The organism is Flavobacterium sp., from assembly GCF_043722275.1.
Classification (GTDB): domain Bacteria; phylum Bacteroidota; class Bacteroidia; order Flavobacteriales; family Flavobacteriaceae; genus Flavobacterium.
Window position 1 is genome coordinate 1 of the sequence record NZ_JAYSPC010000030.1, and the last position, 26,298, is coordinate 26,298.

General features: G+C 33.3%; 22 protein-coding genes and 1 pseudogene. 14 read left to right on the forward strand and 9 right to left on the reverse strand.

The features are described 5' to 3' along the window. Both ACHZDT_RS03960 and ACHZDT_RS03965 read right to left on the reverse strand, forming a co-directional pair. Window positions 1-627, reverse strand: a 627-nt coding sequence (locus tag ACHZDT_RS03960; protein WP_394773355.1) for a hypothetical protein, incomplete at its 3' end; no start/stop codon positions are given. A gap of 26 nt (window positions 628-653) precedes the next feature. After that, a complete protein-coding gene (locus tag ACHZDT_RS03965) occupies window positions 654-1,193 on the reverse strand; it encodes a DUF1599 domain-containing protein (RefSeq protein ID WP_394773356.1) in 540 nt (179 codons plus the stop codon). A gap of 263 nt (window positions 1,194-1,456) precedes the next feature. Here ACHZDT_RS03965 and folP point away from each other — a divergent pair, with 263 nt between their 5' ends. Next, window positions 1,457-2,290 (forward strand): dihydropteroate synthase, encoded by an 834-nt coding sequence (gene folP, locus ACHZDT_RS03970; protein ID WP_394773357.1) that lies wholly within the window; start codon window positions 1,457-1,459, stop codon window positions 2,288-2,290. Between the two features lie 278 nt (window positions 2,291-2,568). Then, complete coding sequence (locus ACHZDT_RS03975; RefSeq protein ID WP_394773358.1) at window positions 2,569-3,198, forward strand: hypothetical protein; 630 nt, start codon at window positions 2,569-2,571, stop codon at window positions 3,196-3,198. Window positions 3,199-3,239: 41 nt separating this feature from the next. On the opposite strand, the gene rlmH is transcribed toward ACHZDT_RS03975, so the two are convergent. The 6 genes from rlmH to ACHZDT_RS04005 form a co-directional block, all read right to left on the reverse strand. Continuing rightward, window positions 3,240-3,713, reverse strand: a complete 474-nt coding sequence (gene rlmH, locus ACHZDT_RS03980) for a 23S rRNA (pseudouridine(1915)-N(3))-methyltransferase RlmH (protein ID WP_394773359.1) — start codon at window positions 3,711-3,713, stop codon at window positions 3,240-3,242. Window positions 3,714-4,018: 305 nt separating this feature from the next. Next, complete coding sequence (locus ACHZDT_RS03985) at window positions 4,019-5,434, reverse strand: adenosine deaminase (protein WP_394773360.1); 1,416 nt, start codon at window positions 5,432-5,434, stop codon at window positions 4,019-4,021. Between the two features lie 233 nt (window positions 5,435-5,667). Then, window positions 5,668-5,952, reverse strand: coding sequence for a GNAT family N-acetyltransferase (locus ACHZDT_RS03990; protein WP_394773361.1), 285 nt, complete (start codon window positions 5,950-5,952; stop codon window positions 5,668-5,670). Window positions 5,953-5,958: 6 nt separating this feature from the next. Continuing rightward, window positions 5,959-6,354, reverse strand: a complete 396-nt coding sequence (locus ACHZDT_RS03995; protein WP_394773362.1) for an OsmC family protein — start codon at window positions 6,352-6,354, stop codon at window positions 5,959-5,961. Between the two features lie 2 nt (window positions 6,355-6,356). Further along, window positions 6,357-7,238: a pirin family protein gene (locus ACHZDT_RS04000; protein WP_394773363.1), complete on the reverse strand. Its 882-nt coding sequence runs from the start codon at window positions 7,236-7,238 to the stop codon at window positions 6,357-6,359. A gap of 303 nt (window positions 7,239-7,541) precedes the next feature. Further along, window positions 7,542-8,708 carry a DNA alkylation repair protein gene (locus ACHZDT_RS04005; protein WP_394773364.1) on the reverse strand — a complete coding sequence of 389 codons (1,167 nt, stop codon included), beginning with the start codon at window positions 8,706-8,708 and terminating at the stop codon, window positions 7,542-7,544. Between the two features lie 167 nt (window positions 8,709-8,875). On the opposite strand from ACHZDT_RS04005, the gene nadC reads away from it, so the two are divergent. The 7 genes from nadC to priA all read left to right on the forward strand — a co-directional run bounded on the left by nadC (window position 8,876) and on the right by priA (window position 15,143). Further along, window positions 8,876-9,733, forward strand: a complete 858-nt coding sequence (gene nadC / locus ACHZDT_RS04010; protein WP_394773365.1) for a carboxylating nicotinate-nucleotide diphosphorylase — start codon at window positions 8,876-8,878, stop codon at window positions 9,731-9,733. Between the two features lie 85 nt (window positions 9,734-9,818). Beyond that, the gene (locus tag ACHZDT_RS04015) at window positions 9,819-10,742 is read left to right on the forward strand and encodes a YihY/virulence factor BrkB family protein (RefSeq protein WP_394773366.1); all 924 of its coding nucleotides are present in this window, start codon (window positions 9,819-9,821) and stop codon (window positions 10,740-10,742) included. A gap of 1 nt (window position 10,743) precedes the next feature. Continuing rightward, window positions 10,744-11,175, forward strand: coding sequence for a DUF2147 domain-containing protein (locus ACHZDT_RS04020; protein ID WP_394773367.1), 432 nt, complete (start codon window positions 10,744-10,746; stop codon window positions 11,173-11,175). Window positions 11,176-11,191: 16 nt separating this feature from the next. Continuing rightward, complete coding sequence (gene bla-B1-FLAV / locus ACHZDT_RS04025) at window positions 11,192-11,932, forward strand: subclass B1 metallo-beta-lactamase (protein ID WP_394773368.1); 741 nt, start codon at window positions 11,192-11,194, stop codon at window positions 11,930-11,932. Window positions 11,933-11,997: 65 nt separating this feature from the next. Next, window positions 11,998-12,234, forward strand: coding sequence for a hypothetical protein (locus ACHZDT_RS04030; protein ID WP_394773369.1), 237 nt, complete (start codon window positions 11,998-12,000; stop codon window positions 12,232-12,234). Next, window positions 12,234-12,638: a PIN domain-containing protein gene (locus tag ACHZDT_RS04035; RefSeq protein WP_394773370.1), complete on the forward strand. Its 405-nt coding sequence runs from the start codon at window positions 12,234-12,236 to the stop codon at window positions 12,636-12,638. Before ACHZDT_RS04030 ends, ACHZDT_RS04035 begins: the two co-directional genes overlap by 1 nt. Window positions 12,639-12,692: 54 nt before the next feature. Next, window positions 12,693-15,143, forward strand: a complete 2,451-nt coding sequence (gene priA / locus ACHZDT_RS04040) for a primosomal protein N' (RefSeq protein WP_394773371.1) — start codon at window positions 12,693-12,695, stop codon at window positions 15,141-15,143. Here priA and ACHZDT_RS04045 read toward each other — a convergent pair whose 3' ends face one another. Beyond that, window positions 15,144-15,842 (reverse strand): LytTR family DNA-binding domain-containing protein, encoded by a 699-nt coding sequence (locus tag ACHZDT_RS04045; RefSeq protein ID WP_055097960.1) that lies wholly within the window; start codon window positions 15,840-15,842, stop codon window positions 15,144-15,146. Between the two features lie 178 nt (window positions 15,843-16,020). Here ACHZDT_RS04045 and rpsF point away from each other — a divergent pair, with 178 nt between their 5' ends. The 5 genes and pseudogenes from rpsF to ACHZDT_RS04070 form a co-directional block, all read left to right on the forward strand. Beyond that, the gene (rpsF, locus tag ACHZDT_RS04050) at window positions 16,021-16,362 is read left to right on the forward strand and encodes a 30S ribosomal protein S6 (RefSeq protein ID WP_007810575.1); all 342 of its coding nucleotides are present in this window, start codon (window positions 16,021-16,023) and stop codon (window positions 16,360-16,362) included. Between the two features lie 5 nt (window positions 16,363-16,367). Continuing rightward, window positions 16,368-16,664, forward strand: coding sequence for a 30S ribosomal protein S18 (rpsR, locus tag ACHZDT_RS04055; RefSeq protein ID WP_002987043.1), 297 nt, complete (start codon window positions 16,368-16,370; stop codon window positions 16,662-16,664). A gap of 66 nt (window positions 16,665-16,730) precedes the next feature. Beyond that, window positions 16,731-17,171, forward strand: coding sequence for a 50S ribosomal protein L9 (gene rplI / locus ACHZDT_RS04060; protein WP_394773372.1), 441 nt, complete (start codon window positions 16,731-16,733; stop codon window positions 17,169-17,171). Between the two features lie 142 nt (window positions 17,172-17,313). Further along, window positions 17,314-17,787 (forward strand): DUF6495 family protein, encoded by a 474-nt coding sequence (locus tag ACHZDT_RS04065; protein ID WP_394773373.1) that lies wholly within the window; start codon window positions 17,314-17,316, stop codon window positions 17,785-17,787. 1,236 nt (window positions 17,788-19,023) lie between these two features. Next, window positions 19,024-26,298: pseudogene (locus tag ACHZDT_RS04070) on the forward strand (hypothetical protein); the annotation flags it as partial.

Consider the following 26,298-nt stretch of genomic DNA (forward strand, 5'->3'; position numbering starts at 1 on the left):
TACTTTTTTAACTTTTTCCTGATCAATAATGTTTTTTGCAAGTTTGTTAGTTTTTATTTTTCCAAAAATAAAGCAAAAAAGTGCTGTAACATAAAAAGGGGCAACCAATATATATTTCGAAGATGGGAAAAGAAAAATACAGCTTATCAAAGTAAATAAAAAAACTACAAATATTAAATATCCTTTTCCGGACCATAGTATTATAAAATAACGTTTATACTTACTCTTTTCAATAAGTTGAATAAAAACAAATATTAAACTGGAAAAGAATAAAACGAGCGCAACATTTTGAATAATTAAATATAGGTCACCATCAACCTGATTTATGGCTTTGGTTAACAGTATAGTAGCAAAAAAGATAAAAGGTATTGCCCAATATTGCATTTTTATAAAAAACAAACTATGGCTTCTTTTAAGATTGACTTTTGTTCCTGTTTCTTTATCTAAATATGGGTTTAAGGTTTTGTTATTCCACTTTGTTCCAAAAATATAACAAAAAACCCCTGTTATATATAAAGGAGTTGCAATAGAGATCATGCCATATTCTGGGATAATGTGCGAAAAACAAATTCTGGTTATTACAAAAACAAGAATTATTAAGTAGCCCTTATTACTTCCTATTTTCATACAGATATTAAATAGTTTTTTATCGATTATTTCATAGGATTTAAAATCAAGGCAAAAACAGAATAATTAATCATGTCCTGATAATTGGCATCAATACCTTCAGAAACTAGAGTTTTTCCTTTATTGTCTTCGATTTGTTTTACGCGAAGTAATTTTTGCAGAATCAAATCAGTTAACGAACTCACACGCATTTCGCGCCAAGCCTCGCCATAATCATGATTTTTGGCTTCCATTAATTCTTTAGTCAATTTAATTTTAGCATCGTATAATTCGGTTGCTTTTTCAACATCAAGATCAGGCTGATCCACAACACCTAATTCTAACTGAATCAAAGCCATAATCGAATAATTGATTATTCCGATAAATTCTCCTTTTTCATCTTCATCAACTTTACGAACTTCGTTTTCCTGCAGACTTCTGATTCTTTGTGCTTTTATAAAAATTTGATCCGTTAATGATGGCAATCTTAAAATTCGCCAGGCACTGCCATAATCACTCATTTTATTGATAAATAAAGTTCGGCAAACCGTAATTACATTATCATATTCAAGGGAAGTATTCTTCATTTATTGCTGTATATTTGCTAAAATTTCTTCAAAAATAGGTATAATATTAAAGAGTTTCAAGTTTCAGGTTTTCTTTGTTTCAAGTTTTTTCTAAACAAAGTGTTAATGCCAACAACTTGAAACCTGAAAAGATAAAAGTTTCAAGTTTCAGGTTTCAAGTTTCAGGTCGAAGTAGATTGCGCAAGCTGAGTAACTTGAAACATGAAACAAAAAAAACTTGAAACAAATTTTGTGAACTTGAAACAAATAAAACTTGAAACAAAATGTTGATTAACTGCAAAGGGCAACTTATTGATTTGTCGGTTCCTAAAGTAATGGGAATTTTGAATGTAACGCCAAATTCATTTTTTGACGGCGGAAAATATAAAAACGAGGATGAAATTGTTTCACAAGTCGATAAAATGTTGTCCGAAGGTGCGACATTTATAGATATTGGCGCATATTCAAGTAAACCAAGTGCTGAATTTGTATCTGAAAATGAAGAAATTGAACGAATTGTTCCGGCAATTGAATTGATTTTAAAACATTTTCCCGAAGCTTTATTGTCAATTGATACTTTTAGGGCAGAGGTTGCAAAAGCAAGTATAGAAAGTGGCGCAGCGATTATAAATGATATTGCAGCAGGAGAATTAGACGATAAAATGTTTGATGTAATTGCAAATTATAATGTTCCATACATAATGATGCACATGCGCGGAAACCCGCAAACTATGCAAGGTTTGACTCAATATGAGGATATTGTAAAAGAAGTGCTTTTCTATTTTTCTGAAAAAGTTAAAAAGGCAAGAAGTTTCGGAATCAATGATTTGATTTTAGATCCAGGCTTCGGTTTTGCCAAAACAACGGAACAGAATTATGAAGTTTTGCAAAAAATGGAACTTTTGAATTTGCTGGAATTGCCTGTTTTAGCAGGAGTTTCAAGAAAATCCATGATTTATAAAACACTAAATAATACAGCACAAGAAGCCTTAAACGGAACAACGGTTTTGAATACTATTGCATTAACAAAAGGAGCTAAAATTTTACGTGTTCATGATGTAAAAGAAGCGGTAGAATGTGTTACTTTGTTTGAAAAAATGAGTTCAAGCAATATATAAACGACAAATTTGTCATTTCTGTAAAGGAGAAATTTCCGCAATGTGACTAAACCCGACAGGTTTTTAAAACCTGTCGGGTTTGCCAATCTGTATCGATTTCCTAGTGCGATTTAATTCGTCTATTCGCTATCGCTCGAGTCTCCTTCGTCGAAATGACGCAAAATGTGGCATGCATGTAGAAATTAAAGTTGTAAACCACAAAGATTGTCATTTCAACGAAGGTGAAATCACACACAAATTCTCGCATTGGTTAATCCATATTTTAATAAAAAATAAACATGAAATACTTCAGCTTAATTATTACAATTCTTCTTTTTTCCTGTGGAAATAAAGAAGCCGTTTTACTTCCAAAATCAAATATTTCGATAGTCAAAGATGTTCAGGATCATTCGCCAATTTACATCTTTTTTAAAATGGAAGGAAAAGATACCATTGCAGATGTAAACCGAAAAAACAGCATCATTTCTACCAACTGGATTTTCAATATTGACAAACGTTTGCCATTAAAATTGGTGATTCCGGAGATAATGAAACTTCAGGGAAAAAAGAGGGCTGAAAAAGCACACAAAAACGAAAAGGCTGAAAATTATTATTCATACGCCGATTCTATCGGAAAAAATATGGCTTTTTTACCTTTCACGAAAGTATATTATGAAATAGGAAAACCAACAAATGGAGATTTGGTAATTTATTTTAGAAAAGGAAGTGATATTGTTTTAATAAATAATGAAGAGGTTAAAAAAGAAGATGTATTAACGCATATTGGGCGTATCGCTTTTTTTGTTAAACCAAAAGTATACTTGTTATTCGATAAAAATATGAGTTATCAGGAATATATCGAAACTAAAATTCAGTTTCAAAAATTGAATTCTTATAATGACGAAATTCCAAAAGAATTCATCTTGTAAAACTTGAAACAAAGAAAACCTGAAACTAAAAAAACAAATTTTTATTGGTGATGATAAGGTTCATTTCTTAAAATCGTAAACCCACGATATAGTTGTTCGATAAAAAATAAACGAACCATTTGATGTGAAAACGTCATTAACGAAAGTGAAATTTTCCCTTGAGCTTTGCTATAAACCGTATCTGAGAATCCGTAAGGACCGCCAATTACAAAGACTAAAGTTTTAACTCCTGAATTCATTTTCTTTTGCAATTCTTCAGAAAAACCAACGCTGGAAAAGTTTTTCCCGTTTTCATCCAATAAAATCAATTGATCCGTTGGTGTTAATTTAGAAAGAATCAATTCGCCTTCTTTTTCCTTTTGCTGGCTTTCAGACAAATTCTTTACATTTTTGATATCGGGAATAATCTCCAGATCAAATTTGATATAAAACGACAAACGTTTGGTATAATCATCGATTAAAGTTTGTAATGATTTATTGTCGGTTTTGCCAATGGCGATAAGTTTGATGTTCATTTTTATTCTTTATTTTTTGCCACAGATTAAAAAGATTCTCACAGATTAATTTGATCAATAAAAAATCCTTTTTAATCTTTTAATCTGTGGCAAAATAATTTTCTATTCTCAAAACGGTTTCAAAATGTTCTACAACAGAAAAAATTAGTATATTATAATTTTTTATCTGCTTGATCTGCTAAATCTGCGAGAGCAAATTTTTCTCGCAGATTTAGCAGATTTGGCAAATTTTTTTAATATTTCAAGACAAAAAATCTGTGTCAATCAGTTTAATCCGTTTAAGTCCGTGGGCTAATATTAGCAGTTTAGTTTTTAGAAAATTTATCTTCAAAAGTTTTAAATCTTGAATCTAAATCTTTTAATAATTGTTTTTTTACGGCTGCATCCTGAATAAAACTGTAATTAATACTGTTGTAAACGTATTGTTTTATCGTTGCATACGTAACATCTGGATATCTTTTTGCCAATAAAACATATTGTTCCGTCATATTCGTTCTTAAAATTCCCGCGTCGTCTGTACTAATTACAATTGGCACATTAAATTCTTTGTAAAGCATAAACGGATGTCTGTTTTCCTTTACTTTTAAGATGAATTCATTACTTGTCAAATTAATCTCAATTGGAATATTATTTTTTGCCATATAACGCAATAAATCATACGAGTTTTCTTCATAAGCAATATCAACTCCGTGACCAATTCTGTTAGCGCCGGCAATATGAATTGCAGCATTAATATGCCACGTTAAATCTTCGGGCTGAACTAATCCTAAAGTTAATTCTCCCGCATGAAGCGTATATTTTACATCAGGAAATTTTGAGTGGCAATATTTAAACATTACCATGTGCAACCAATAATCTTTCATGGAATTTTCGCCATGTTCCGGAGAAACAATATTCACGCCTGCAACTAATTTACTGTCGTTTGCAGAGATAAAAGCAATGCTAAGATTCTTGAATAAATCAACAGGATCCATAAAGCGAAGTACAAAATTTTGATAACGCATTGTAAAACGATCGTCATCAATTTTTAAATCTTTATGCAGTTTTGCTATAAAATTAGTATTGAAATCTGTAGCATATTTTTTAGCGTCTTTCTGCTGAATTGATTTATACAATTCATTTAAAAGTTTCAACACTGCTTTTTCATCTTTTTGAGATGCTGCGTTACGTAGTTTTAAGTTGAAATCAGTTAAATCAGCAACATTCATATCACACGGAATCGTTGATAATTGTGTTTCGATATAAGATACATTTTCAGAAAGTGCACGTTTTTTTAATTCCAGCATTCCTTCGGCAAAATGTCCTTGAATAGTAGTTTCAAATTTTTGAAATGAATCAAAAAATAAATCATCAGAAGGTACAGAACCATTATAATCTTTAGCCGACCAGGTTTGCATTACTTGTTGTTCGTAAAATGCCAGTTTTCCTTCGTTTTTAAGAGCCGAGAATGTTTGCCAATTGCCTTTTGAGGGTTTCGTTTTGGAAGTTTCCATTGTTTCAAGATTTAAATAAAAATCCTCTGCAATAGCTCTTTCTAAAAGAGGTTCTGCATAAACTGATCCTGAAAAATGATGGTGTAAATCTCCGCCTTTAGGCATTTGTTGAAAGAAAGCTGTTAAGAGAGCTTCGTTATTTCTGATTTTTTCTAAATAAGTTTCAGCTGTTTGAGAAAAGCTGATTTGTGCAATGAAAATACAGAAAAGTGTAATTATCCTCGTCATACTCTAAGTTTAAATTACATGCAAATGTAATAAATTTTGAGGAGATTTGAAAATTGAATTTCATTGTAGTGGTTTTTTACCGCAAAGGACGCAAGGTTTTTATTATATGCTAAACTTAATATAACGCAAAAGTTCGCAAAGCTTTGCCTAAAAAACCTTGCGAAATTTGCGTAATTCTTTGCGTTCTTTGTGGTAAAAAACTTAGAATCTTAGCAACTTTAAACCTTAGCGACTCAAGAAAAAAGTACATCACGAATCTCTTCCGTTTTATCAAAAACACTCTTCGCAAAAGGACAAAGCGGAATAATTTTTACATTATTAGCTCGGGCATAATCAACCGAAGCCAAAACCAGTTTTTTACCCACGCCTTTTCCGTTGAATTCTTCGTTGACTTCGGTATGGTCGATGATAAATTTTGAATCTCCAGCCCAGGTATAGGTCATTTTTCCGGCTTCTTTTCCGTCTTCTACAGCTTCAAAATAGCCTCTTCTTGTATCGTTTATTTGTTTGATTTCCATGATAAATTATATTAAGGTAGTTTTAATTTCTATTGTATGTGTTAATGTCTTGTGTATTGGGCAACTGTTGGCAATCGTTTCTAATCGTTGTTTTTGAGTTTCGTCAACTTCACCGATTACTTCAATTTTTCTTGTAAATAAGGATACATTTCGATCAGAATCTCTTTCGAAATCAATTTTGACATTGATTTCTGATACGTTCCATTGTTTACGATTAATATACATTCGCAAAGTAATTACGGTACATGAAGCGAGTGATGACGCCAAAAGTTCTGTTGGATTTAAACCTAAGTTCTTGCCTCCAATTTCTTGAGGTTCATCTGAAATTAAAACATTTCCGCTGGCAGATGATATTTCTGTTCGATACAAGCGTGTATCAATTTTTGCTGATATTGTGTCCATATTTATTTAATTCTTGGTTGAGGTAAAGGCACAAATTCGGTTTCACCCGGAACTTTTGGGAAAGTTTGTTCTGTCCAGTCTTTTTTTGCTTTTTCGATTAGTTGTTTATCCGAAGAGACAAAATTCCAAAAGATAAAATGTTCTTCCGGAAACGGCGTTCCTCCAAAGATATAAACCGTTGTATTTTCGGCTAGTTCAAACTCGCATAAAGTGCTGTCGTTTGTAATTAAAATTTGTTTTGGATCATAAATATGTTCGCCGCTTTTTATACTTCCTTCTAAAATATATAATCCGCTTTCGCCGAATAAATGATGTCCGATATTTACTTTTTTAGCCTCGGTACTTTTGATTTCAATAAAATATAACGGACTGTAAACGGGAACGGGAGATTTTTTTCCAAATGCTTCTCCGGCAATCAATTTATAAGATACACCGTCTTCTTCCCAACTTGGGATATCATCTGCTTCAACATGGGCAAAATTAGGGTCCATTTGCTCTAATTCTTTTGGAAGTGCAACCCAAATTTGCAATCCGTGAAGCATTTTATCAGAATTTCTTAAATATTCCGGTGTTCTTTCAGAATGTACGATTCCTTTTCCGGAAGTCATCCAATTTACGGCGCCCGGTTTTATTTCTAATTCGGTTCCTAAACTATCACGGTGCATAATGCTTCCTTCAAACAAAAAAGTCAAAGTCGAAAGTCCGATATGCGGATGCGGAGGAACGTCCATGTTTTCATGATCGCTTAAATGCGCGGGTCCCATATGATCGATAAATACAAATGGTCCAACGGCTCTTTTTTCGCGGAAAGGCAATAATCTGCCAACCATAAAATTGCCAATATTGGCCGCACGTTCTTCAATAATTAAACTGATATTTGACATATTGTTCGTTTTAGTTGAAAGCAAAATTACAGTTGTAGTCACAATCTGTAACTTAATTTAGATTAAGAAATTTTGTTATTGGGTTTTGTTTTATAAAAATAAGGAAAATCTTTTATTGATCTTTGTTTATTAAAGTTATTCACATAAAGTCCCAGAGGGACGAAATATTTATAGAAAAAAAAGAATACCACATAAAAAGCCCTAGAGGGGTGACATAGATATATCGCTCCGCTGGAGCTTTTTTGCTAGAATGATCTTTTTGCTATAAATATTATACTCCGCTGGAGCATTTGAAAATCAAAATTATTCAACTAAATCAAAGTTTAATGTTTCACTCTCAGTTCCGTTAATAATAATCGATAATTGATGGATTCCGGTATGAAAAACTCTTGTTGTGATTATTTTGAAAGACTGATTTCTGTCGACTTTAATTAATTGATTAGGCTGATAGATTTTTTCACTGATTTTAAAGACTTTTTTAGCCAAATGTCCTTTTGATTTTTTATAATGAACAGCATATTCTAAACGAATTGTTTTAGCTTCGTGATTCGTGTTATTTAAGTGAAATTGAAACTGCAAATAATCGCCAATTTTCACGATTGGTGTTTTAATTTCGAAAGAAGAAAGTTCAATATTTGTGCTTTCTAAACCATAATGACGCAGAATTTCAGGATGTCCTTGTTTTAATAAAGTGCGACAACCGTGTTTTATAATTGCGTCAGTTTCTTTTCGGAATCCGAACCATTTTGCAGCAATTTCTAACACGATTTGCGGATTGTCTTTTGCGATATCATTTAAATTGTTGGCAACACTTCTGCGAACATATTCTGAAGGATCATTTTTAAGATTTTCTAAAATGGGAAGGATAGAAGAGGGATCTTTTTTCAAAAACGGAATCGCCATTGCCCACGGTAATCTCGGTCGGCTTCCTTCGCTGGATAATCTGCGTACGTGATGATTTTTGTGCAGCGACCATTTTGTCATTTCTTCGATCATTTTTTCTTTATATTTTATAACGAAAGGACGAACGGCAAATTCACAGCTTATAAATTGTGTGATCGAAACAAAGGCTTTCGCCGAAGTTTTAAAGTCATCGATACCGTAGATTTCAATATAATCGGCAAAAAAGATGAATGCCAGATTTCCATCTGTAAATTTATTTTTAAGATTTTCGATGATCTTATCAATTAAGGAAACGGCTTCAGGGAAATTATCAGGCATAAATTGATGCAAAACAACTGTGGTATGTTTCATTCGTTCTTTCCATTCTTTTTGGGAAAAATCACCTTCGTAAATGGCTTCAATAAATTTTTGTTTATTAAAAGTTGGATGCACTTCGGCCACAGCCTGACCAAAATTTTCGTAAAAAGCAACCGAATAAATATCTTTAATTAATCCCATGATTTTGTTTGAATGAACTTCAAAGATATTTAATGTTCCTGATTCGTAACTAACAAAAAATAAAAACATTTAAAACTATCAGATATTAAGTTTCTTTAAGAATTAAGCTTAATTTTTCTTAATAACTTAATGGTTAAAAAAAGGAAAATTTACGGTGTTAATTTTTTTTCATATTGGATGAACTTTCAAATCCACAAAATATATCCTACTTTAGCATCTTATAAAATTTAATAAAAATGATTAGCGAAGTACAATTTCAAACCGAATTACAACTATTAATTAGCAACGCAATTCGCGAAGATGTGGGCACAGGCGATTATAGTTCATTAGCATGTATTCCGGAAACGGCGAACGGGCAGGCTAAATTATTGGTGAAAGATCAGGGAATTATTGCGGGTGTTGCACTTGCAAAAATGATTTTTGAATATGTAGATCCAAAATTAAAAATCAAGACATATATAGAAGATGGAACGCATGTAGAATATGGTGATGTTGTTTTTGAAGTTTCAGGAAGTTCGCAATCTATTTTAAAGTCAGAAAGAGTGGTTTTGAATACGATGCAGCGTATGTCTGCAATTGCAACAAAGACAGATCAATACGTTCAGCTTCTTGAAGGAACGGGCGCTAAAATTTTAGATACACGTAAAACGACTCCAAATTTCAGAGCGGCTGAAAAGTGGGCTGTAAAAATTGGCGGAGGTGAAAATCATCGTTTTGCATTGTATGATATGGTGATGTTGAAAGACAATCATATTGATTTTGCCGGCGGAATTACATTTGCAATCAAGAAAACAAAAGAATACTTAAAAGCGAATAATTTAGATTTAAAAATTATAGTCGAAGCCAGGAATTTAGATGAAATTCGCGAGATTTTATTAAGTGACGGTGTGCATAGAATCCTGATTGATAACTTTAATTATGAAGATACTAAAACGGCGGTTCAGTTAATTGGCTCAAAATGCCAAACAGAATCGTCTGGAAATATTAACGAAAAAACGATTCGCGAATATGGTTTATGTGGTGTAAATTATATTTCTTCCGGAGCTTTGACACATTCTGTTTATAACATGGATTTGAGTTTGAAAGCGTTTTAGGAGTTATAAATTATAAGTTTTGAATTATGAGTTTGTAAATCTAAACTCAATCCCGAGACTTCGGGACTAAAATTAAAAAATAAATATGTCTCAAGAGATAGAAGATCGGATTGAAAAAGTTCCTGTAGTGCGTTCTCTTGCCCGATTATTAAAGAGAATAAAATTACCGTGGTTAGAAGGGTTTTCGTTATACGATTTACTTGAATTATACACTTTAGGGATTCTTGAAGGCGCATTTTCGTATCACGCAAGTGCTGTTTCGTTCAGTTTTTTTATGGCTTTGTTTCCTTTTGCGCTGTTTATTTTGAACTTAATTCCGTTTATTCCTATAGATAATTTTCAGGCAGATTTTTTGTTGTTTGTACAGCAAAGTGTTCCTCCTAATACTTATGATGCGATTAATAAAATCATTAGTGATATTTTAAATAATAGTCACTCTGGTTTATTATCGTCGGGATTTTTGCTTTCGATTTTTTTAATGGCAAATGGAATTAACGGAATCCTTAGCGGTTTTGAATCGTCAAAACATGTTTTTGATAAGCGTGGTTTTTTTAGTCAATATTTAGTTGCATTGGCAATTTCGCTTGTTATGACCATTATATTGTTTGTAACGGTGGCAACAATTGTGGTTTTTGAGGTATTTATTCAAAAAACAATTATTCAGGATGTATTGAGTGATCGTATTCCGCTGATAATTTTGGGCCGATATTTGTTTGTTCTATTAATGATCTTGATAACATGTTCAATATTATTGCGTTATGGTACAAAACAATATAATAAAGTGCCTTTTATAAGCATTGGATCTGTTTTTACGATGATCTTAATTGTTATATCTTCGTTCTTTTTTGGGATTTGGGTTATAAAATTCTCAAAATATAACGAACTTTATGGTTCAATTGGAACATTATTAATTCTAATGTTTTATATTTGGATAAACTGTATGATTCTGCTTTTAGGATTTGAATTGAATGCTACGATCAGAAAATTAAAACAAAAAAAAAATAAATAGTATGAAAAATTTGATATTAACAATTGGAGTTTTTTTCCTTACACTAGGTACAATTCATAGTCAAAGTGTTATTGGAAAATGGAAAACAATTGATGATGAAACGGGCGAAGCCAAGTCAGTTGTTGAGATTTACGAAAAATCTGGAAAATTATATGGTAAAGTAGTAGAAATACTTCGTGCAGACCATAAAAAAGATGCATGTATAAAATGTGATGGTGCAGAAAAAAACAAACCAATTTTAGGTTTGGTAATCATTAACGGACTTAAAAAAGACGGTGATGAATATAGCGGAGGAACAATTTTAGACCCTACAAATGGTAAAAAATACAAATGTTATATTGCGCTTGAATCTGCTGATAAATTAAAACTTCGCGGTTATGTTGGGATTTCTATCATGGGAAGAACTCAATATTGGACCAGAGTGAAGAACTAAAATTTTATAAAATATAATGCGAAAATTAGCATCTTTAATTTTTTTCTTAGCCATACTATCCAATAGTTTTGGACAATCTAAAAATTCGCCATTACAAATAAGTCATCTTACGGGTGACTTTTATGTTTATAAAACGCTTCATGATTATAAAGGAACGCTGATTTCTGCCAATGCTTTGTATCTTGTTACAAATAAAGGCGTTGTATTGTTTGATGCGCCGTGGGACGAAACACAATTTCAGCCGTTATTAGATTCTATAAAAGCAAAGCATCATAAAGATGTTGTAATGCATTTTGCAACACATTCGCATGAAGACAGGGCTGGAGGATTAGAATTTTACAGAAAAAAAGGAATCAAAACGTACACTATAAAATTAACAGATCAGATTCTCGAAAAAGAAAATAAAAAAAGAGCTGAATTTGTGATTCCAAATGATACCACATTTACTGTTGGGCAACATACTTTTGAGGTTTATTATCCTGGAAAAGGACATGCACCGGATAATATTGTGGTTTGGTTCAATAAAGAAAAAGTGCTTTATGGAGGTTGTTTTGTAAAAAGTACAGAGGCAAAAGATCTTGGCTATTTAGGTGATTCTGACGTAAAGGAATGGGGAAAATCTATTAAAAATGTGCAGACGAAATTTAAAAATCCAAAATATATTATAACCGGTCATGATGATTTTAAGGATCTTGGATCTTTAAATCATACTTTAAAAATGGTTCAGGATTATAATGCTGTTCATATTAAAGATTGAAAAGTTAGTTGTTTTAAAATAGCTTAGTTTTACTTATATTTGAAATTAATTTAATTGGATTAAAAATGACTATCACTGATAAAAATATACTTGAAAGCTACTCAGATTTATTTGAGGGTTTAAGTTTTTCGAATAAATTAGAACTTATCGAAAGGCTTACAAAATCTTTAAAAGGTACTAAATCCAAAGAAAATAATTTTTATAAATCTTTTGGAGCATTTTCTTCAGAAAAATCTGCAGAAGAGATTGTTTCTGAAATTAAATCCAATAGAAAATTTAAAAACAGAGAAATTAAATTTTAATGGGATATTTACTTGATACAAGCACTTGTGTTTTCTTTTTAAGAGGAAGATTGAATCTTGATAAAATAGTAAAAGAAGTCGGATTAGAGAACTGTTATATTTCTGAAATTACAGTTGCAGAACTTCGATTTGGTGCTGAAAATAGTGATAATCCAATAAAATCTAATAAAGCAGTAGATGTTTTTTTTAAAGGATTGACTATTATTCCCATCTTCGGTTCGATTAAGAGATATGCAATCGAAAAAGTGAGACTTAGAAAAATTGGCAAGCCAATAAATGACGAATTTGATCTTTTAATAGGTGTAACTGCAATTGAAAATCAATTAATCTTAGTTACTGATAATATCAAAGATTTTAAACTTTTAAATGGAATTCAGATGGAAAATTGGTTTGAAAGAAGTTAAAATTCTTAGTCAATCCATTTTCAGATAGTTTTCTAAATCCTATAAAATATTTACATGTTTTTTGTCGAAGTTGTTCTACCGCTTTCCTTAGCTAAAACTTTTACGTATCGTATTTCTGAGGCTGAATTCCATTTTATTAAAAAGGGAATGCGCGTTGCGGTGCCTTTTGGTAAAAGCAAAATATATACAGCATTGGTTATTGATATTCATCAAAACGAACCAAGTTTATACGATGCCAAAGAAATTCATCAGATATTAGACGAAAAACCTATTGCGACAGAAATTCAGATTAAACACTGGCTTTGGGTGGCGACTTATTATATGTGTGGTATTGGTGATGTGTATCGTGGTGCATTCCCAACTGGATTATTGCTGGAAAGTGAAACCATCATTTCGTATAAAGCAGATGTTGAGGTAAATCAAAATGAACTTTCAGACGAAGAATTTTTGGTTTATGAAGCTTTACAGCAACAAAGTTCACTTAAAGTTCAGGAGATTATTTCGATATTAAATAAGAAAAATATTTTTCCGATCCTTCAAAAAATGATGGATAAAGATATCATCGTTTTAGAAGAGGAAATAAAAGAAAGCTACAAACCAAAACTGGTTCGGTATGTGAAATTACATGCCAAATATGAATCAGATAATGGTTTGGGAGAATTACTGGAAGTCTTGAAAAATGCGAATAAACAGAAAGAAATTGTTTTAGCTTATTTTCAATTAATGGCTTCTGAAAAGAAACCTATTACGGTAAAAAAACTGGTTGAGGTTTCAAATTCATCATCGACGGTGGTAAAGGCTTTGATCGATAAAGAAATTTTCGAAGAATATCTTTTACAACACGATCGCGTTTCGTTTACCGGACAAGCAACTGAGAAACAATTATTGTTAAGTGAAGCACAGGAAACTGCTTTTACGGCAATTAAAAGTAGTTTATTAGAAAAAGAAGTTTGTTTGCTTCATGGTGTTACGTCAAGCGGAAAAACCGAGATTTACATTAAATTAATTGAAGAATATTTAGTTACCGGAAAACAAGTTTTGTATTTGTTGCCGGAAATTGCGCTTACAACACAATTAGTTTCTCGTTTGCGACTTCATTTTGGCGATAAAGTGGCTGTTTTTCATTCAAAATACAGCAATAACGAAAGAGTAGAAGTTTGGAAACAAACACTTGAAAATGCTGATAAAGCACAAATTGTAATAGGAGCGAGGTCGGCTTTGTTTTTACCTTTTAATAATTTAGGACTATTGATTGTTGATGAAGAGCACGAACAGACTTTTAAACAATCTGATCCTGCGCCACGTTATCATGCGAGGGATTCGGCTATAGTTTTGGCTAATTTTCATAATGCAAAAGTACTTTTAGGATCTGCAACACCAAGTATTGAAACCTATTTTAATACTCAAACTGATAAATATGGTTTGGTAACTCTTACCGAGCGTTATAATAATGTTCGAATGCCTGAAATTGTTTTGGTCGATTTAAAAGACAAACAATTCAGAAAAAAAATGACGGGACATTTTAGCGACCTTTTAATTGAAGAAATTGCGCAGGCTTTGTCTTTGGGTGAACAAGTTATTTTGTTTCAAAACAGACGTGGATATTCGCCTATAATTGAATGTTTGACTTGTGGTCATGTACCGCATTGTCAGCAATGTGATGTGAGTTTGACTTTTCATAAACATAAAAACCAATTGCGTTGTCATTATTGCGGTTATTCGATTGCAAAACCAACACATTGTCATAGTTGTTCAAGTATTGATTTAACGACGAAAGGATTTGGAACTGAACAAATTGAACAGGAATTAATATCGCTTTTTCCAAAAGCCAAAACTGGAAGAATGGATCAGGATACTACTCGCGGGAAATTTGGTTTTGAAAAAATAATTGACACTTTTAAAAATCGTGAAATTGATATTTTGGTAGGAACACAAATGCTTGCCAAAGGTTTAGATTTTGATAATGTAAGTCTGGTTGGAATTATGAATGCGGATAATATGCTGCATCATCCTGATTTTAGGGCTTTTGAACGTAGTTTTCAAATGATGACCCAGGTTGCAGGAAGAGCCGGAAGGTCAGAAAAACAGGGAAAAGTGGTGATTCAGACTTATAATCCGGATCATAATACAATTCAGCAAGTTACAAACCATAATTATATGGGTATGTATAAGGAGCAATTATACGATCGCCAGATAAATAAATATCCACCTTATTTCAGGATTATAAAATTAACTTTAAAACATCGTGAGTTTGAAAAACTGAAGGAAGGTTCAATGTGGTTGTATCAGGTTTTGAGCCAAAATTTAGGAATGCCGGTTTTAGGACCTGAAGAGCCTGCAATTAGCAGAATTAGAAATGAGTATATCAGAACGATACTGATTAAGATTCCGCAGAATTTACCTTTGGGAGGTACGAAAAAAACTATTCAGAAAATGTTGAATAGTTTTGAGGCTGTTGCTCAATACAGAGCTATAAAGGTTATTGCCAATGTCGATTTTTATTAATTATGACGACGTTGATAATGCTTTTACTAAATCTTCTTTTTTGTTTCGGCTAAGCGGAATTTTGGTAATACCAATTTCGGCAAATTTGCTGTTAAAGCGTTCAACCTTGTCTATATTAATGATATAAGATTTGTGTACGCGAATAAATTTTTCTTTTGATAAATCATTTTCAAAAGATTTCATTGTTGATAATACTAAATTGCTGTCATCTTCGGTAACTACTCTGACATAATCTCCAAAGGCCTCGATCCATTTGATTTTTGCCGTAAAAATTTTAAGTTTTTTAAGGTTACTCTTGATGAAGATATGTTCTCCTTCTTCCTCTTTTACGTCTTTCTTGAGTAAATGCATATCAATTGCTCTTTTTACAGAAGCATTGAAACGATCTACAGCGATAGGTTTTTGAAGATAATCAGTAGCATCATAATCAAATGCTTTCAAAGCATATTCAGCTTTAGAAGTGATAAATATAATTTGTGGTTTAGATTTTAGGCCGTCAAGGAAATCAAATCCATTGATAACGGGCATTTCTATATCAAGAAATATTAAGTCGATATTATTAAGAGAAATACAGCTTTTTGCTTCAATTGCATTAGAAAAATCCCCGATTAAGTGCAAACCTGGGTGATTATTAACTAATTTTGCAATAATTGTCCTCTGTATAGAACTATCATCTACAACAACACAGTTTAGTTTCATAACATTAAAAATTTAGAATAATTTCAGGATAGCAGTAGTAAATGTATTATTTTTTTGTAAAAAAAACTATAGTCAGCATGTGTTTTTTACTTTATAACGAATAAAAGCAAAATAATGTTGCAGATATAAATTTATTGCTTACTTTTGCACCCAATTTTAACAAATAAATATTGTATTTATGAATCATTATGAAACTGTTTTCATTTTAAATCCCGTTTTATCTGAGGTTCAGGTGAAGGAAACAGTAACGAAATTTGAAGAATTTCTTACTAGTAGAGGAGCTGAAATGGTGTCAAAAGAGGATTGGGGTCTGAAAAAAATGGCTTACGAAATCCAAAACAAAAAAAGTGGTTTTTATCACTTATTCGAATTCAAAGTAGCTGGAGAAGTTCTAATTGCTTTTGAAACTGAATTTAGACGTGACGAAAGAGTTATGCGTTTCTTGACTGTAAGTTTAGATAAACATGCTATTTCTTGGGCTGAAAGAAGAAGAGCCAAATTAAAATCTACTAAAGCTTAATTATTATGTCTACAATAGAGCAATCTGCAAAAGGAAAAAAAGACGGAGATATCAGATATTTAACGCCTTTAAACATCGAAACTAACAAAACTAAAAAGTATTGTCGTTTCAAAAAATCAGGAATCAAATATATTGATTATAAAGATGCTGATTTTTTATTGAAATTCGTTAATGAGCAAGGAAAAATTCTTCCTCGTCGTTTAACAGGAACTTCATTAAAATACCAAAGAAAAGTTTCTGTAGCTGTAAAAAGAGCTCGTCACTTAGCTTTAATGCCATACGTGGCGGATTTATTAAAATAATATTAAAAACAAAGTTGTTGGTTTCCGGTAAGATGGAACCTAACTTCTCAAATAAAGGACAACAACATGGAACTTATATTAAAACAAGACGTACAGAATCTAGGATTTAAAGATGATGTAGTTTCTGTAAAAGCTGGTTACGGACGTAACTTTTTAATACCTCAGGGTTTTGCTTCTTTAGCAACTCCTTCTGCTAAAAAAGTATTGGCTGAAAACCTAAAACAAAGAGCTCACAAAGAAGCTAAAGTTGTTGCAGATGCAAAAGCATTAGCTGAAACTTTGAAAGCAATTGAAATTAAACTTTTTGCAAAAGCAGGTGGTGAAAAATTATTCGGTTCAATCACGAATATTGATATCGCTGAAGCTCTAGCTAAAGGTGGTCAAGTAATTGATAGAAAATTCATCACTAGCGGTATCGTTAAACGTACTGGTAAATACACTGCAAATGTGCGTTTACACAGAGATGTAATCGTTGAATTACCATACGAAATTGTTGCTGAAAAGTAATCGTTTTATATACTATATAAAAATCCCGATGCGAATCGGGATTTTTTTGTTTAAAAGAAGTAATAATTAATCAGACTGAAAGTTATTTGCGCAAAGCATTTTGCTTAAAGCTTATAGCGTAAGGCATAAAGCCTAAAAGAAAATGAAATACGCAAGATTAACAAAAGAGCAATTTGATGAATTGCACGCAGAATTCGCTAATTTCCTGGCGACTCAGACTATTGATAAAGCAGAATGGGATTCTATAAAAATAAATAAGCCAGAAGTGGCAGAACAGGAACTAGATGTTTTCTCGGATCTAATCTTGGAAGGTGTTTTGTCCAGAGCAGAATATTTAGAGCATTTCTCTAAAAATCATATTTTTTTATTTAAATGTTTTGAAACAGATGTACAATCCATAGTTTTAAAATCACTTGTACCTGAAACTGATTTTTTAAGTAAAGAAGGTTTACAATGGTTAAGTGATAATATGTTTACTGAAAACATAGAAATGAAAGTTGGAAAAAAAGTATTTACAGAAGATCGAAATGCTTCTATTTTTGAACTAATTCAGCAAGGTGCGTTTTTAAGTGATGGTCAATTGTTCACTCAAATTAATACTATTATTGAATCATAGTTTTTGTATCTGATATTTTATAAAAATGGTAATTAGTTGATGTTAAATTATTTACCATTTTTTATTTTTTTAACAATTGTTTAAGTTTTTTTATTTTTTTTTACCCGTATTTCTACTTCTTTTTTCCCAATACTGCAAAGAATTATTTTTTCAAGATAAATTGTAGGTTTTACTTTTCAATTTATCTTTCCATCCTCTTTCTCAACCGATTGCGTTATCTTAAAAGTAGTACTAAACTTGCTTTATCGTGTTTTGCAAAAAACATATATTTAATTTTGTTATATTTATAACAATAGTTTTTCTTCGAAGTGTGCTTGTTTTTCTCATGTTTTCACGTGTTTATATGGTGTTACATTTTTTAAGTTCTAAAAAATAAGAATTTTAGTATTTTTTTATAATTAAGTTTTTTATAATTTTAGGATAGAAAGTTAAACAAAATAGTTTTTGTGCTTTTTAAATTAAATAATAAAACGGTAATTTTTTAATTACAATTAGTAATACAATAGAATTACAATTTTGAATTTAAAAAATTAAAGATTTGAATAATAACTTAATTAGTTTGCGTATGGAATTTACACTTACTCTCTTTATCAAGTTTGCATTAGGTATTCATATTATTTTAGCTTTATTTTTTGTCAAATTGAAGATAACAAAGCGTATCGTCAAATTTGAGTTTCGCAAGTATGTAAACTTTTCATCACAATTTTTCAATTATATCAGTTTTTTATTTCCAAAGTCAAAACGGCGACTTTGTGAATGAAAGGCTTTTTTTGTGTTTTAGTTTCCTAGATTCGAAAAACACTTCAAAATAAAGTAATGGATTCAATTTAGAATTAATTTCTAAAGAACAAAATTTATAGATTGGCTAATCAACTTTTTATAAATATTGAATCAACTATATATAAAATAGAATTCTCCCTCCTACATCAACTTAAATTTTCTTTTATGAAAATTAGTCCTATGACAAATCACTCCTTTTGGAAGATTGATGTAGATCAATATTCCCTAAAATTTTTGAAGCTTTTTTTGTTCATAAAAGATAAAAAGTGCTTTTTGGTATACTTCGGTATACTGAATACAACATGATTTTTTTACTGAAATGCAGTTTACATTCTTAGCATTCTAGGATTTTAAATTTCATTTTAACTAGCTGTTTATTAACGTTTTTAAAATTGCCTAAGCATATCTGCTTATCGCAACAGGTATTTTATTGTCCATTTTCTAATCTTCCAAATTATGAAAAAAAATTTTACTTTTTATGATCTCATCGTAAAGACGAGATTGTTAGGTTTATTGTTTTTATTGCTTTTATGCAATAAAAACTTTGCCCAAACCTTTTGCAGACCTACTTCTAATACTTCTGGTATTGGTGGTGTTTGTCTTGGTACAACCGAAATTCTTAATCCAACTTTGGCTTATGATTCGAGTTTAAGTACTTATGCGACATTGACAAACTCACTTGGTGTACTTTGTTTTGCGCAGGAAACGGTAACATTTAATCAAACGGCACGCGCTGGCGATCAAATTGTTATTTATTATGGTTCAAATGCTGGTTTGTTAGACGTTGGTTTATTGTCTAATGCCAGTATTCAGCCAAGAAATTCGGTGGCGGGGACAAGTGGTCCCACCGTTGCATTAAATAGTCCGTTGCTGAACATTCAGTTATTGGCTGGAAATACAACGGCGGTTATTAGATACACACTTACCGGTGATGCTGACCAGGTTAGAATACAAGTAGGAGGACTTGTTAGTTTGTTGTCTAATTTAAGAGTATACGATGTACGCTTACAATTTGCAAGACCCACTATTGCAAATGGAGAAACACAAGCTGTTTGTACAGGACAACAAGTTGCACTTTCGGCGACAGCTGCGACTGGAACAACAGTTGCGTGGTATGATTCACCCACATCTGCTACAGCACTTTTAACTACTGGCAATTATACAACGCCAGCTTTAACAGCTTCGACTACTTATTATGTAAGTACTTCAAGAATTGCCGGTTGCGAAAGTGATGCAAGAATACCGGTAACTATTAATGTTATCGATCCTGTACAACCTGCAATAAGTACTACAGGAACTTCAATTTGTTCTGCGGGAGCTACACAGGCAACAACTTTATCTGTGATAAATCCGGTATTGGGAACAACTTATTCCTGGTATAATGTTGCAAATGGTGGTGTTGCATTAGCTACAGGTAATACATATACACCAACTGTACCAATCGGAGTTACTAACTTTTATGTTGAGGCGGCAATTGGCGCATGTAAATCAGCAAGAACTCCTGTTACTGTAACTTCAACACCAGTTCCGGGACTTGCAACTGTTTTAACACAAAGTGTTTCAATATTATCAGGTCAAAATGCTACATTGAATGCTTCTACAGCGGAAGCAGGTGTTGTTTTAGATTGGTATGATGTAGCTACAGGAGGTACTAAATTATTAGGGGCTTCAAATACTTTTACAACTCCTATTTTAACTGCGAGTAAAACATATTATGTTGAGTCACGTAATAGTACTGGAGGATGCGTAAGCGCTACACGAGTACCCGTAACGGTAACTGTTTTGCCTAATCCGTTAGGGGGATGTTTAGAAGCTAATAGCCAGCAAACTACTCAAAACGGACTTTGTTTGCTTTGTTCATCTACAACTCCAAATAATTCTGTTGATGGAAATATTGCAACTGCCGCCAGAATAAGTCTGCCAGTTGGTTTACTAAACGGATATATTCAACAAACATTACAATTTAACAATCCTGGTAAAGCAGGTGATATAGTCGATCTCGAATTAGCATTACCAGGCGGTATTGCTGATCTTTCATTATTAGGAGCTGTTAGTTTAGCGACCTATAATGGCGCAACTTATAATAATGACAGAATCTTTATCAATAATCCTTTAGTTACTTTACAGCTGCTAACAGGAAACCGATTTAGAGCGAGTATTGTCGCCGGTGCAAATTTTGATCGTGTCGAAATTAGATTAGGCGGAATAGTAACGGCTTTAACAAATTTAGATATCTATCAGGCAACTTACAGATATAAAGCAACGGTTGTTTCAGGAAATACGACTATTTGTAGTGGGCAAACTGCGACACTACTTGCAAATTTAGCAGTTGGAGAAACAGTTGGCTGGTATACTACAGCAACAGGAGGAGCTCCGTTAGTTACAACAGCAGCTTATACAACTCCCATTTTAAATGCAACTACTACTTATTATGTTGAAGTTGCGAGAAATGGTTGTGTTAATAGCGAAAGAACTCCAGTAGTACTTACAGTAAATAATCCTGTGGCTCCGGCAACAATTAGTGCGGTTCCAACAACTTTATGTACTGGAGAATCAACTACAATAACAATTCAGGCGCCGGTTGCGGGTACAACATATAATTGGTACGATGCAGCTACAGGCGGAAGCTTATTGTTTACAGGAACATCTTATACGACACTTAATTTAACCAGTTCTGTAACGTATCATGTTGAAGCGGTAATTGGGACTTGTTTAAGTCCTGCACGTACAGCTGTTTCGGTGAATGTAAGTCCGAGACCAGCGGTTCCTGTTCCTGTTTCATCAAATGTAGTGATTCAGTCAGGTCAGACTGTAATATTATCGGTCGCAACTACTGCAGGAATATCTTATACATGGTATGATGCGCCAACAGGAGGAAATCTTTTGATTGCAAATTCAAGTACTTATACACCAAATCCTGCTTTAACTGCAAATACAACATTTTATGTTGAAGCTACAGATATAACTTCGGATTGCCCAAGTACTTCAAGAGCTGTAATTAATGTAATGGTAATTAATACGGTGAGTACTTGTTTACAGCCAAATTTACAGGTAACTTCAACAGATGGTTTATTATGTGTTTTGTGTACTTCAACTAATCAAAATGCTTCTGTAGATGGAAATATAAATACATTTGCAAGTCTTTCTACACCTGTTGCGGCAGTTGGTGCTTATATACAACAGCAATTAACTTTTCCTACGCCAGGTCAGGCAGGAGATATTATTGATATTGAATTAGGATTACCAGCCGGTCTTGCTGATGTTTCATTATTAGGTGGCGGAATTAGTCTGGCAACTTATAATGGACCTACTTATAATAATGACAGACGTTTACTAACTAACAATTTATTAAGCCTTCAACTATTATCTGGTAGTAAATTCAAAGTTAGTTTTAATGCTACTGCACCATTCGATAAAATCGAAATTCGAATAGGAGGCGCAGTTGCTACATTATTAACTACTTTAGATATTTATGAAGCTTCATACAGATTTCCGGATGCAACCATAACCGGAGCAACAGCGCCAATTTGTGCCGGAGGAACTGCAACATTAACTGCAGCTTCTACAGGAACGGAAACTTTTACTTGGTATGATGCTCCAACAGGCGGAAATATTGTGGCTGTTAATCCAACTGTTCCGTTAAATGCTACTACAATTTATTATTTAGAGGCAACACGCGGAGGTACTTGTATTAATAGTGTTCGTCAGCCTGTTACAATTACGGTATTGCCAATTCCAACGGCAGCTGATATTGCAATTTCAAGCCCTTTAACAGCTTCATGTGCGGGAAGTATTATATTGAATCCAACTTCTGCTTTAGCAGGAGCAACATTTAAATATTATACAGATCAAAATAAGACACAGGAAATTATAACAGGATCTGTTGTTGTTGCTCAACCGGGAGCAACTTTCTCTAAAGATGCTATAACGGGAGCGCTTACAATTAGCGGATTAGCTCCTAATGCATCTTATACTTATTATGTTTCGGTACTTAACGGAGGAACTTGTGAGAATACAAACGGAACTTTAAAAGAAGTTATAGTAAATGATCCTGCCGAATCAGCTTTAACGGTTCAAACTCCATTAGTTCGTTGTGGTACGGCAAATTTAAAAGATGCGATTACAAATTTAGATACTTCAGGAAATACAACTTATACTTTCTTTGATGTAACAAATAATCCAATTACAAATCTTGCGGCTTCAAATATTCTTGCAAGTGGTACTTACTTTATTGAAGCTCAAACAACAGGTATTGCTTGTCCATCTTTAAGAGAACAAGTAATAGTAACGGTAAATCCGTTACCAACATTAACCGGCGTAACGAGTTCTATCGCCGTTACAACAGGAAGTTCGGTTGCATTAGCTGCAATATCAAACGGAACTGTCGCCTGGTATGACCAACAAGGTAATTTGTTGCCATCAAATAATACTGGAGTTCTTAATACAGTTGGTGTTTACACTTATACCGCAATTGCTACTCTTGGAACTTGTACTGTGAGCCAGACAATAACTGTAAGCGTTATTGATGCTGCTGCTTGTGATTCATTATTAGAAAGAGTTTATGCTAATTCTCAATTATCAGGAACAAACATTACCGGATCAGTTACAGACGGGCCTTTGGCTGCAGATGGTAATCCGGCAACTTTTTCAACAATAACTACCGGTTTAGGACTTTTAGGTATTGGAACAACCTGGCAAAATTTACAATGGCCAACAACCATCACTAAAGGAACTCCTGTAACAGTGAAACTAGGTTTACAAAATAGTTTAGTTGCAGTAGGACAAAGTATTTCGGTAATAGGGACTAAACGTGATGGATCTAATAATCCTGTTGATATTGGAACTTTACAATCTGTATCAGGATCTTTATTGAATTTATTACCGGGTCAAAACTCATTCGAATATACATTTGTTCCTTCTAATACCGCTGGTCTTCAGGATTATGATGGTATACGTGTACAATTAGGATCTGTTTTAAGTATAGCGCAAAATATCAATGTTTATGATGCATATTATAAAAAAACAGTAACACAAATTGCTTGTGGACAAGGAGATATTGAAGATATTTTCTCTGGTGTTAGAGATTTAGGAGTTGGAGCATTAACAACAACCGTAGGGGTTTCTGATCCTTGGAATGTGGCTGATGGTGATGTTGCTACTTATGCTACAATGTTCACAGGAGTAGGAGTTCTTGCTGCTGCCGAGCTTACAACTACTTTTAGAACACCAAGTATGGTGGGAGATAGTTTAAGAATTACGATTTCGAAACCTGGGACTCTTTTAAATCTTGGTTTACTTACAGGATTTACTATTCAGCTATATTCAGGAGATATTGCTGTAGGTGCTCCAATTCAAAATACAAGTAATTTATTGACTTTAAAATTACTTGCCGGAGATACTATGGCAATGACAATCGTTGCACCACAAACACAGCCTTATGATAAAGTTGTAATTACTTTTGGAGGTGCTGCAAATGTTTTAGACCAACTTAGAGTTCATACTATTGATCGTGTAACAAATACTAAAGTTATAGGAAGTGATCCTGATAATGCGGTCACGGTTTGTCCCGGAGCAGCTATTACACTCACGGCTACACCTAAAGCTTGTGCTGATTATGCCTGGTATGATTCTCCAGCAGGAGGAAATCAGGTTGCAAGTGGGGTAACTTATACACTTCCTGAAACATTAGCTGCCGGAACATATAAATATTATATTCAGCCAATTCGTTACGGTTGTCCAGCCTTGGAAAGAGGAGAAGTAACAGTAATTGTTAGAGCTACTACTCCTGCAGCTGCAATAGCAAACGTAACAATAAACGGAAATAATAACACTATTGTTTGTACCGAAACTGGTACTGTAACATTAAATGCGATTTTAAATGGCGTACCAGCACTTACAAATCCGGTATATCACTGGTATAGTTTTGATGGTACAACAAGTCAGGAGATAGCAGGTGAGATAACTCCTCAATTAATTTTGACAGGATTAGCTCCCGGAACTTATACTTATTATGTAGGAGTTAGTTCAGATGAATTTTGTGAAACGGCACCGGCAGATAGAAAACAGGTAACATTTACAATTTTACCAAGTTCACAGTCAACTGATATTTTGGTTGACAATGCTTCAATTTGTCATGATACAGCAGCTACATTAACACCAACAAGTCCTTTAACAAATCCGGTTTTCTTGTGGTATTTAGATGCTAATAAAACACAGCCTATAACAGATGGGGTAATAATTGGCGGTGTAACATACACTGTTAGCCCTGCTGGAGTTTTAACAGCTACGGGTTTAACAACAGCAATGAGTCCTGTTTCTTATTATGTTGCGGTTACAAGTGATACTACTTGTCCAAATAAAAACGGAGAACTGGCAGTTGCAACTGTTATTATTAATGATCCTGCAACGCCAACATCTACTACTGATCCTCAAAATTTTTGTGCAACGGCTAATCCCACAGTTGCTAATCTTCAGGCAAATGAGGCAAATGTAGTTTGGTATCTAACACCAACTGGAGGAACTGCTTTAGATCCAACAACTGCATTAATAAACGGAACAATTTATTACGGAGCGATACTAGATCCGGCAGTACTTTGCGAAAGCTCAGTTCGATCAGTTGTAAATGTAACTATAACAGCGCCTGCGACGCCAACATTAGTAACAGCGGGAACACAAAACTTCTGTTTGGTAAATGCGCCAACATTTGCAAGTGTTCAGTTCAATCAGGCAAATATAGTTTGGTATACAGATTTAGTTGGAGGAACAGTAATTCCGTCAACCACAGTATTGACAAGCGGAACTTATTATGCGGTAATCCAAGATCCAACAACACTTTGTGAAAGTGCTGTAAGATTAACAGTAACAATAAGCGTTACTGATCCTGGAACACCAACATTAGTAACTGCAGGAACTCAAAACTTCTGTCTGGTAAATGCGCCAACATTTGCAAGTGTTCAGTTTAATCAGGCAAATATTGTTTGGTATACTGATTTAGTTGGAGGAACAGTAATCCCGTCAACCACAGTATTGACAATCGGAACTTATTATGCCGTTATCCAAGATCCTACAACACTTTGTGAAAGTGCGACCCGATTATCAGTAACAATAAATGTTTCTGATCCCGGAACACCAACATTGGTAAACGCAGGAACTCAAAACTTCTGTTTGGTAAATGCGCCGACATTTGCAAGTGTTCAGTTTAATCAGGCAAATATTGTTTGGTACACAGATTTAGTTGGAGGAACAGTAATTCCGTCAACAACAGTATTAACAAGCGGAACTTATTACGCGGTAATCCAGGATCCTACAACACTTTGTGAAAGTGCGACACGATTATCAGTAAATATAAATGTTTCTGATCCTGGAACACCAACATTGGTAACTGCAGGAACTCAAAATTTCTGTTTGGTAAATGCGCCAACATTTGCAAGTGTTCAGTTTAATCAGGCAAATATAGTTTGGTATACAGATTTAGTTGGAGGAACAGTAATTCCGTCAACCACAGTATTGACAAGCGGAACTTATTATGCGGTAATCCAGGATCCAACAACACTTTGTGAAAGTGCTGTAAGATTAACAGTAACAATAAGCGTTACTGATCCCGGAACGCCAACATTAGTAACTGCGGGAACTCAAAACTTTTGTCAGGTAAATGCGCCAACATTTGCAAGTGTTCAGTTTAATCAGGCAAATATAGTTTGGTACACGGACTTAGTTGGAGGGACAGTAATT

Excerpts from the sequence above, each read along its gene's own strand:
- ACHZDT_RS03965 (WP_394773356.1), bottom strand. The coding sequence starts at position 1,193 with ATGAAGAATACTTCCCTTGAATATGATAATGTAATTACGGTTTGCCGA.
- folP (WP_394773357.1), top strand. The coding sequence starts at position 1,457 with ATGTTGATTAACTGCAAAGGGCAACTTATTGATTTGTCGGTTCCTAAA.
- ACHZDT_RS03975 (WP_394773358.1), top strand. The coding sequence starts at position 2,569 with ATGAAATACTTCAGCTTAATTATTACAATTCTTCTTTTTTCCTGTGGA.
- rlmH (WP_394773359.1), bottom strand. The coding sequence starts at position 3,713 with ATGAACATCAAACTTATCGCCATTGGCAAAACCGACAATAAATCATTA.
- ACHZDT_RS03985 (WP_394773360.1), bottom strand. The coding sequence starts at position 5,434 with ATGACGAGGATAATTACACTTTTCTGTATTTTCATTGCACAAATCAGC.
- ACHZDT_RS03990 (WP_394773361.1), bottom strand. The coding sequence starts at position 5,952 with ATGGAAATCAAACAAATAAACGATACAAGAAGAGGCTATTTTGAAGCT.
- ACHZDT_RS03995 (WP_394773362.1), bottom strand. The coding sequence starts at position 6,354 with ATGGACACAATATCAGCAAAAATTGATACACGCTTGTATCGAACAGAA.
- ACHZDT_RS04000 (WP_394773363.1), bottom strand. The coding sequence starts at position 7,238 with ATGTCAAATATCAGTTTAATTATTGAAGAACGTGCGGCCAATATTGGC.
- ACHZDT_RS04005 (WP_394773364.1), bottom strand. The coding sequence starts at position 8,708 with ATGTTTTTATTTTTTGTTAGTTACGAATCAGGAACATTAAATATCTTT.
- nadC (WP_394773365.1), top strand. The coding sequence starts at position 8,876 with ATGATTAGCGAAGTACAATTTCAAACCGAATTACAACTATTAATTAGC.
- ACHZDT_RS04015 (WP_394773366.1), top strand. The coding sequence starts at position 9,819 with ATGTCTCAAGAGATAGAAGATCGGATTGAAAAAGTTCCTGTAGTGCGT.
- ACHZDT_RS04020 (WP_394773367.1), top strand. The coding sequence starts at position 10,744 with ATGAAAAATTTGATATTAACAATTGGAGTTTTTTTCCTTACACTAGGT.
- bla-B1-FLAV (WP_394773368.1), top strand. The coding sequence starts at position 11,192 with ATGCGAAAATTAGCATCTTTAATTTTTTTCTTAGCCATACTATCCAAT.
- ACHZDT_RS04030 (WP_394773369.1), top strand. The coding sequence starts at position 11,998 with ATGACTATCACTGATAAAAATATACTTGAAAGCTACTCAGATTTATTT.
- ACHZDT_RS04035 (WP_394773370.1), top strand. The coding sequence starts at position 12,234 with ATGGGATATTTACTTGATACAAGCACTTGTGTTTTCTTTTTAAGAGGA.
- priA (WP_394773371.1), top strand. The coding sequence starts at position 12,693 with ATGTTTTTTGTCGAAGTTGTTCTACCGCTTTCCTTAGCTAAAACTTTT.
- ACHZDT_RS04045 (WP_055097960.1), bottom strand. The coding sequence starts at position 15,842 with ATGAAACTAAACTGTGTTGTTGTAGATGATAGTTCTATACAGAGGACA.
- rpsF (WP_007810575.1), top strand. The coding sequence starts at position 16,021 with ATGAATCATTATGAAACTGTTTTCATTTTAAATCCCGTTTTATCTGAG.
- rpsR (WP_002987043.1), top strand. The coding sequence starts at position 16,368 with ATGTCTACAATAGAGCAATCTGCAAAAGGAAAAAAAGACGGAGATATC.
- rplI (WP_394773372.1), top strand. The coding sequence starts at position 16,731 with ATGGAACTTATATTAAAACAAGACGTACAGAATCTAGGATTTAAAGAT.
- ACHZDT_RS04065 (WP_394773373.1), top strand. The coding sequence starts at position 17,314 with ATGAAATACGCAAGATTAACAAAAGAGCAATTTGATGAATTGCACGCA.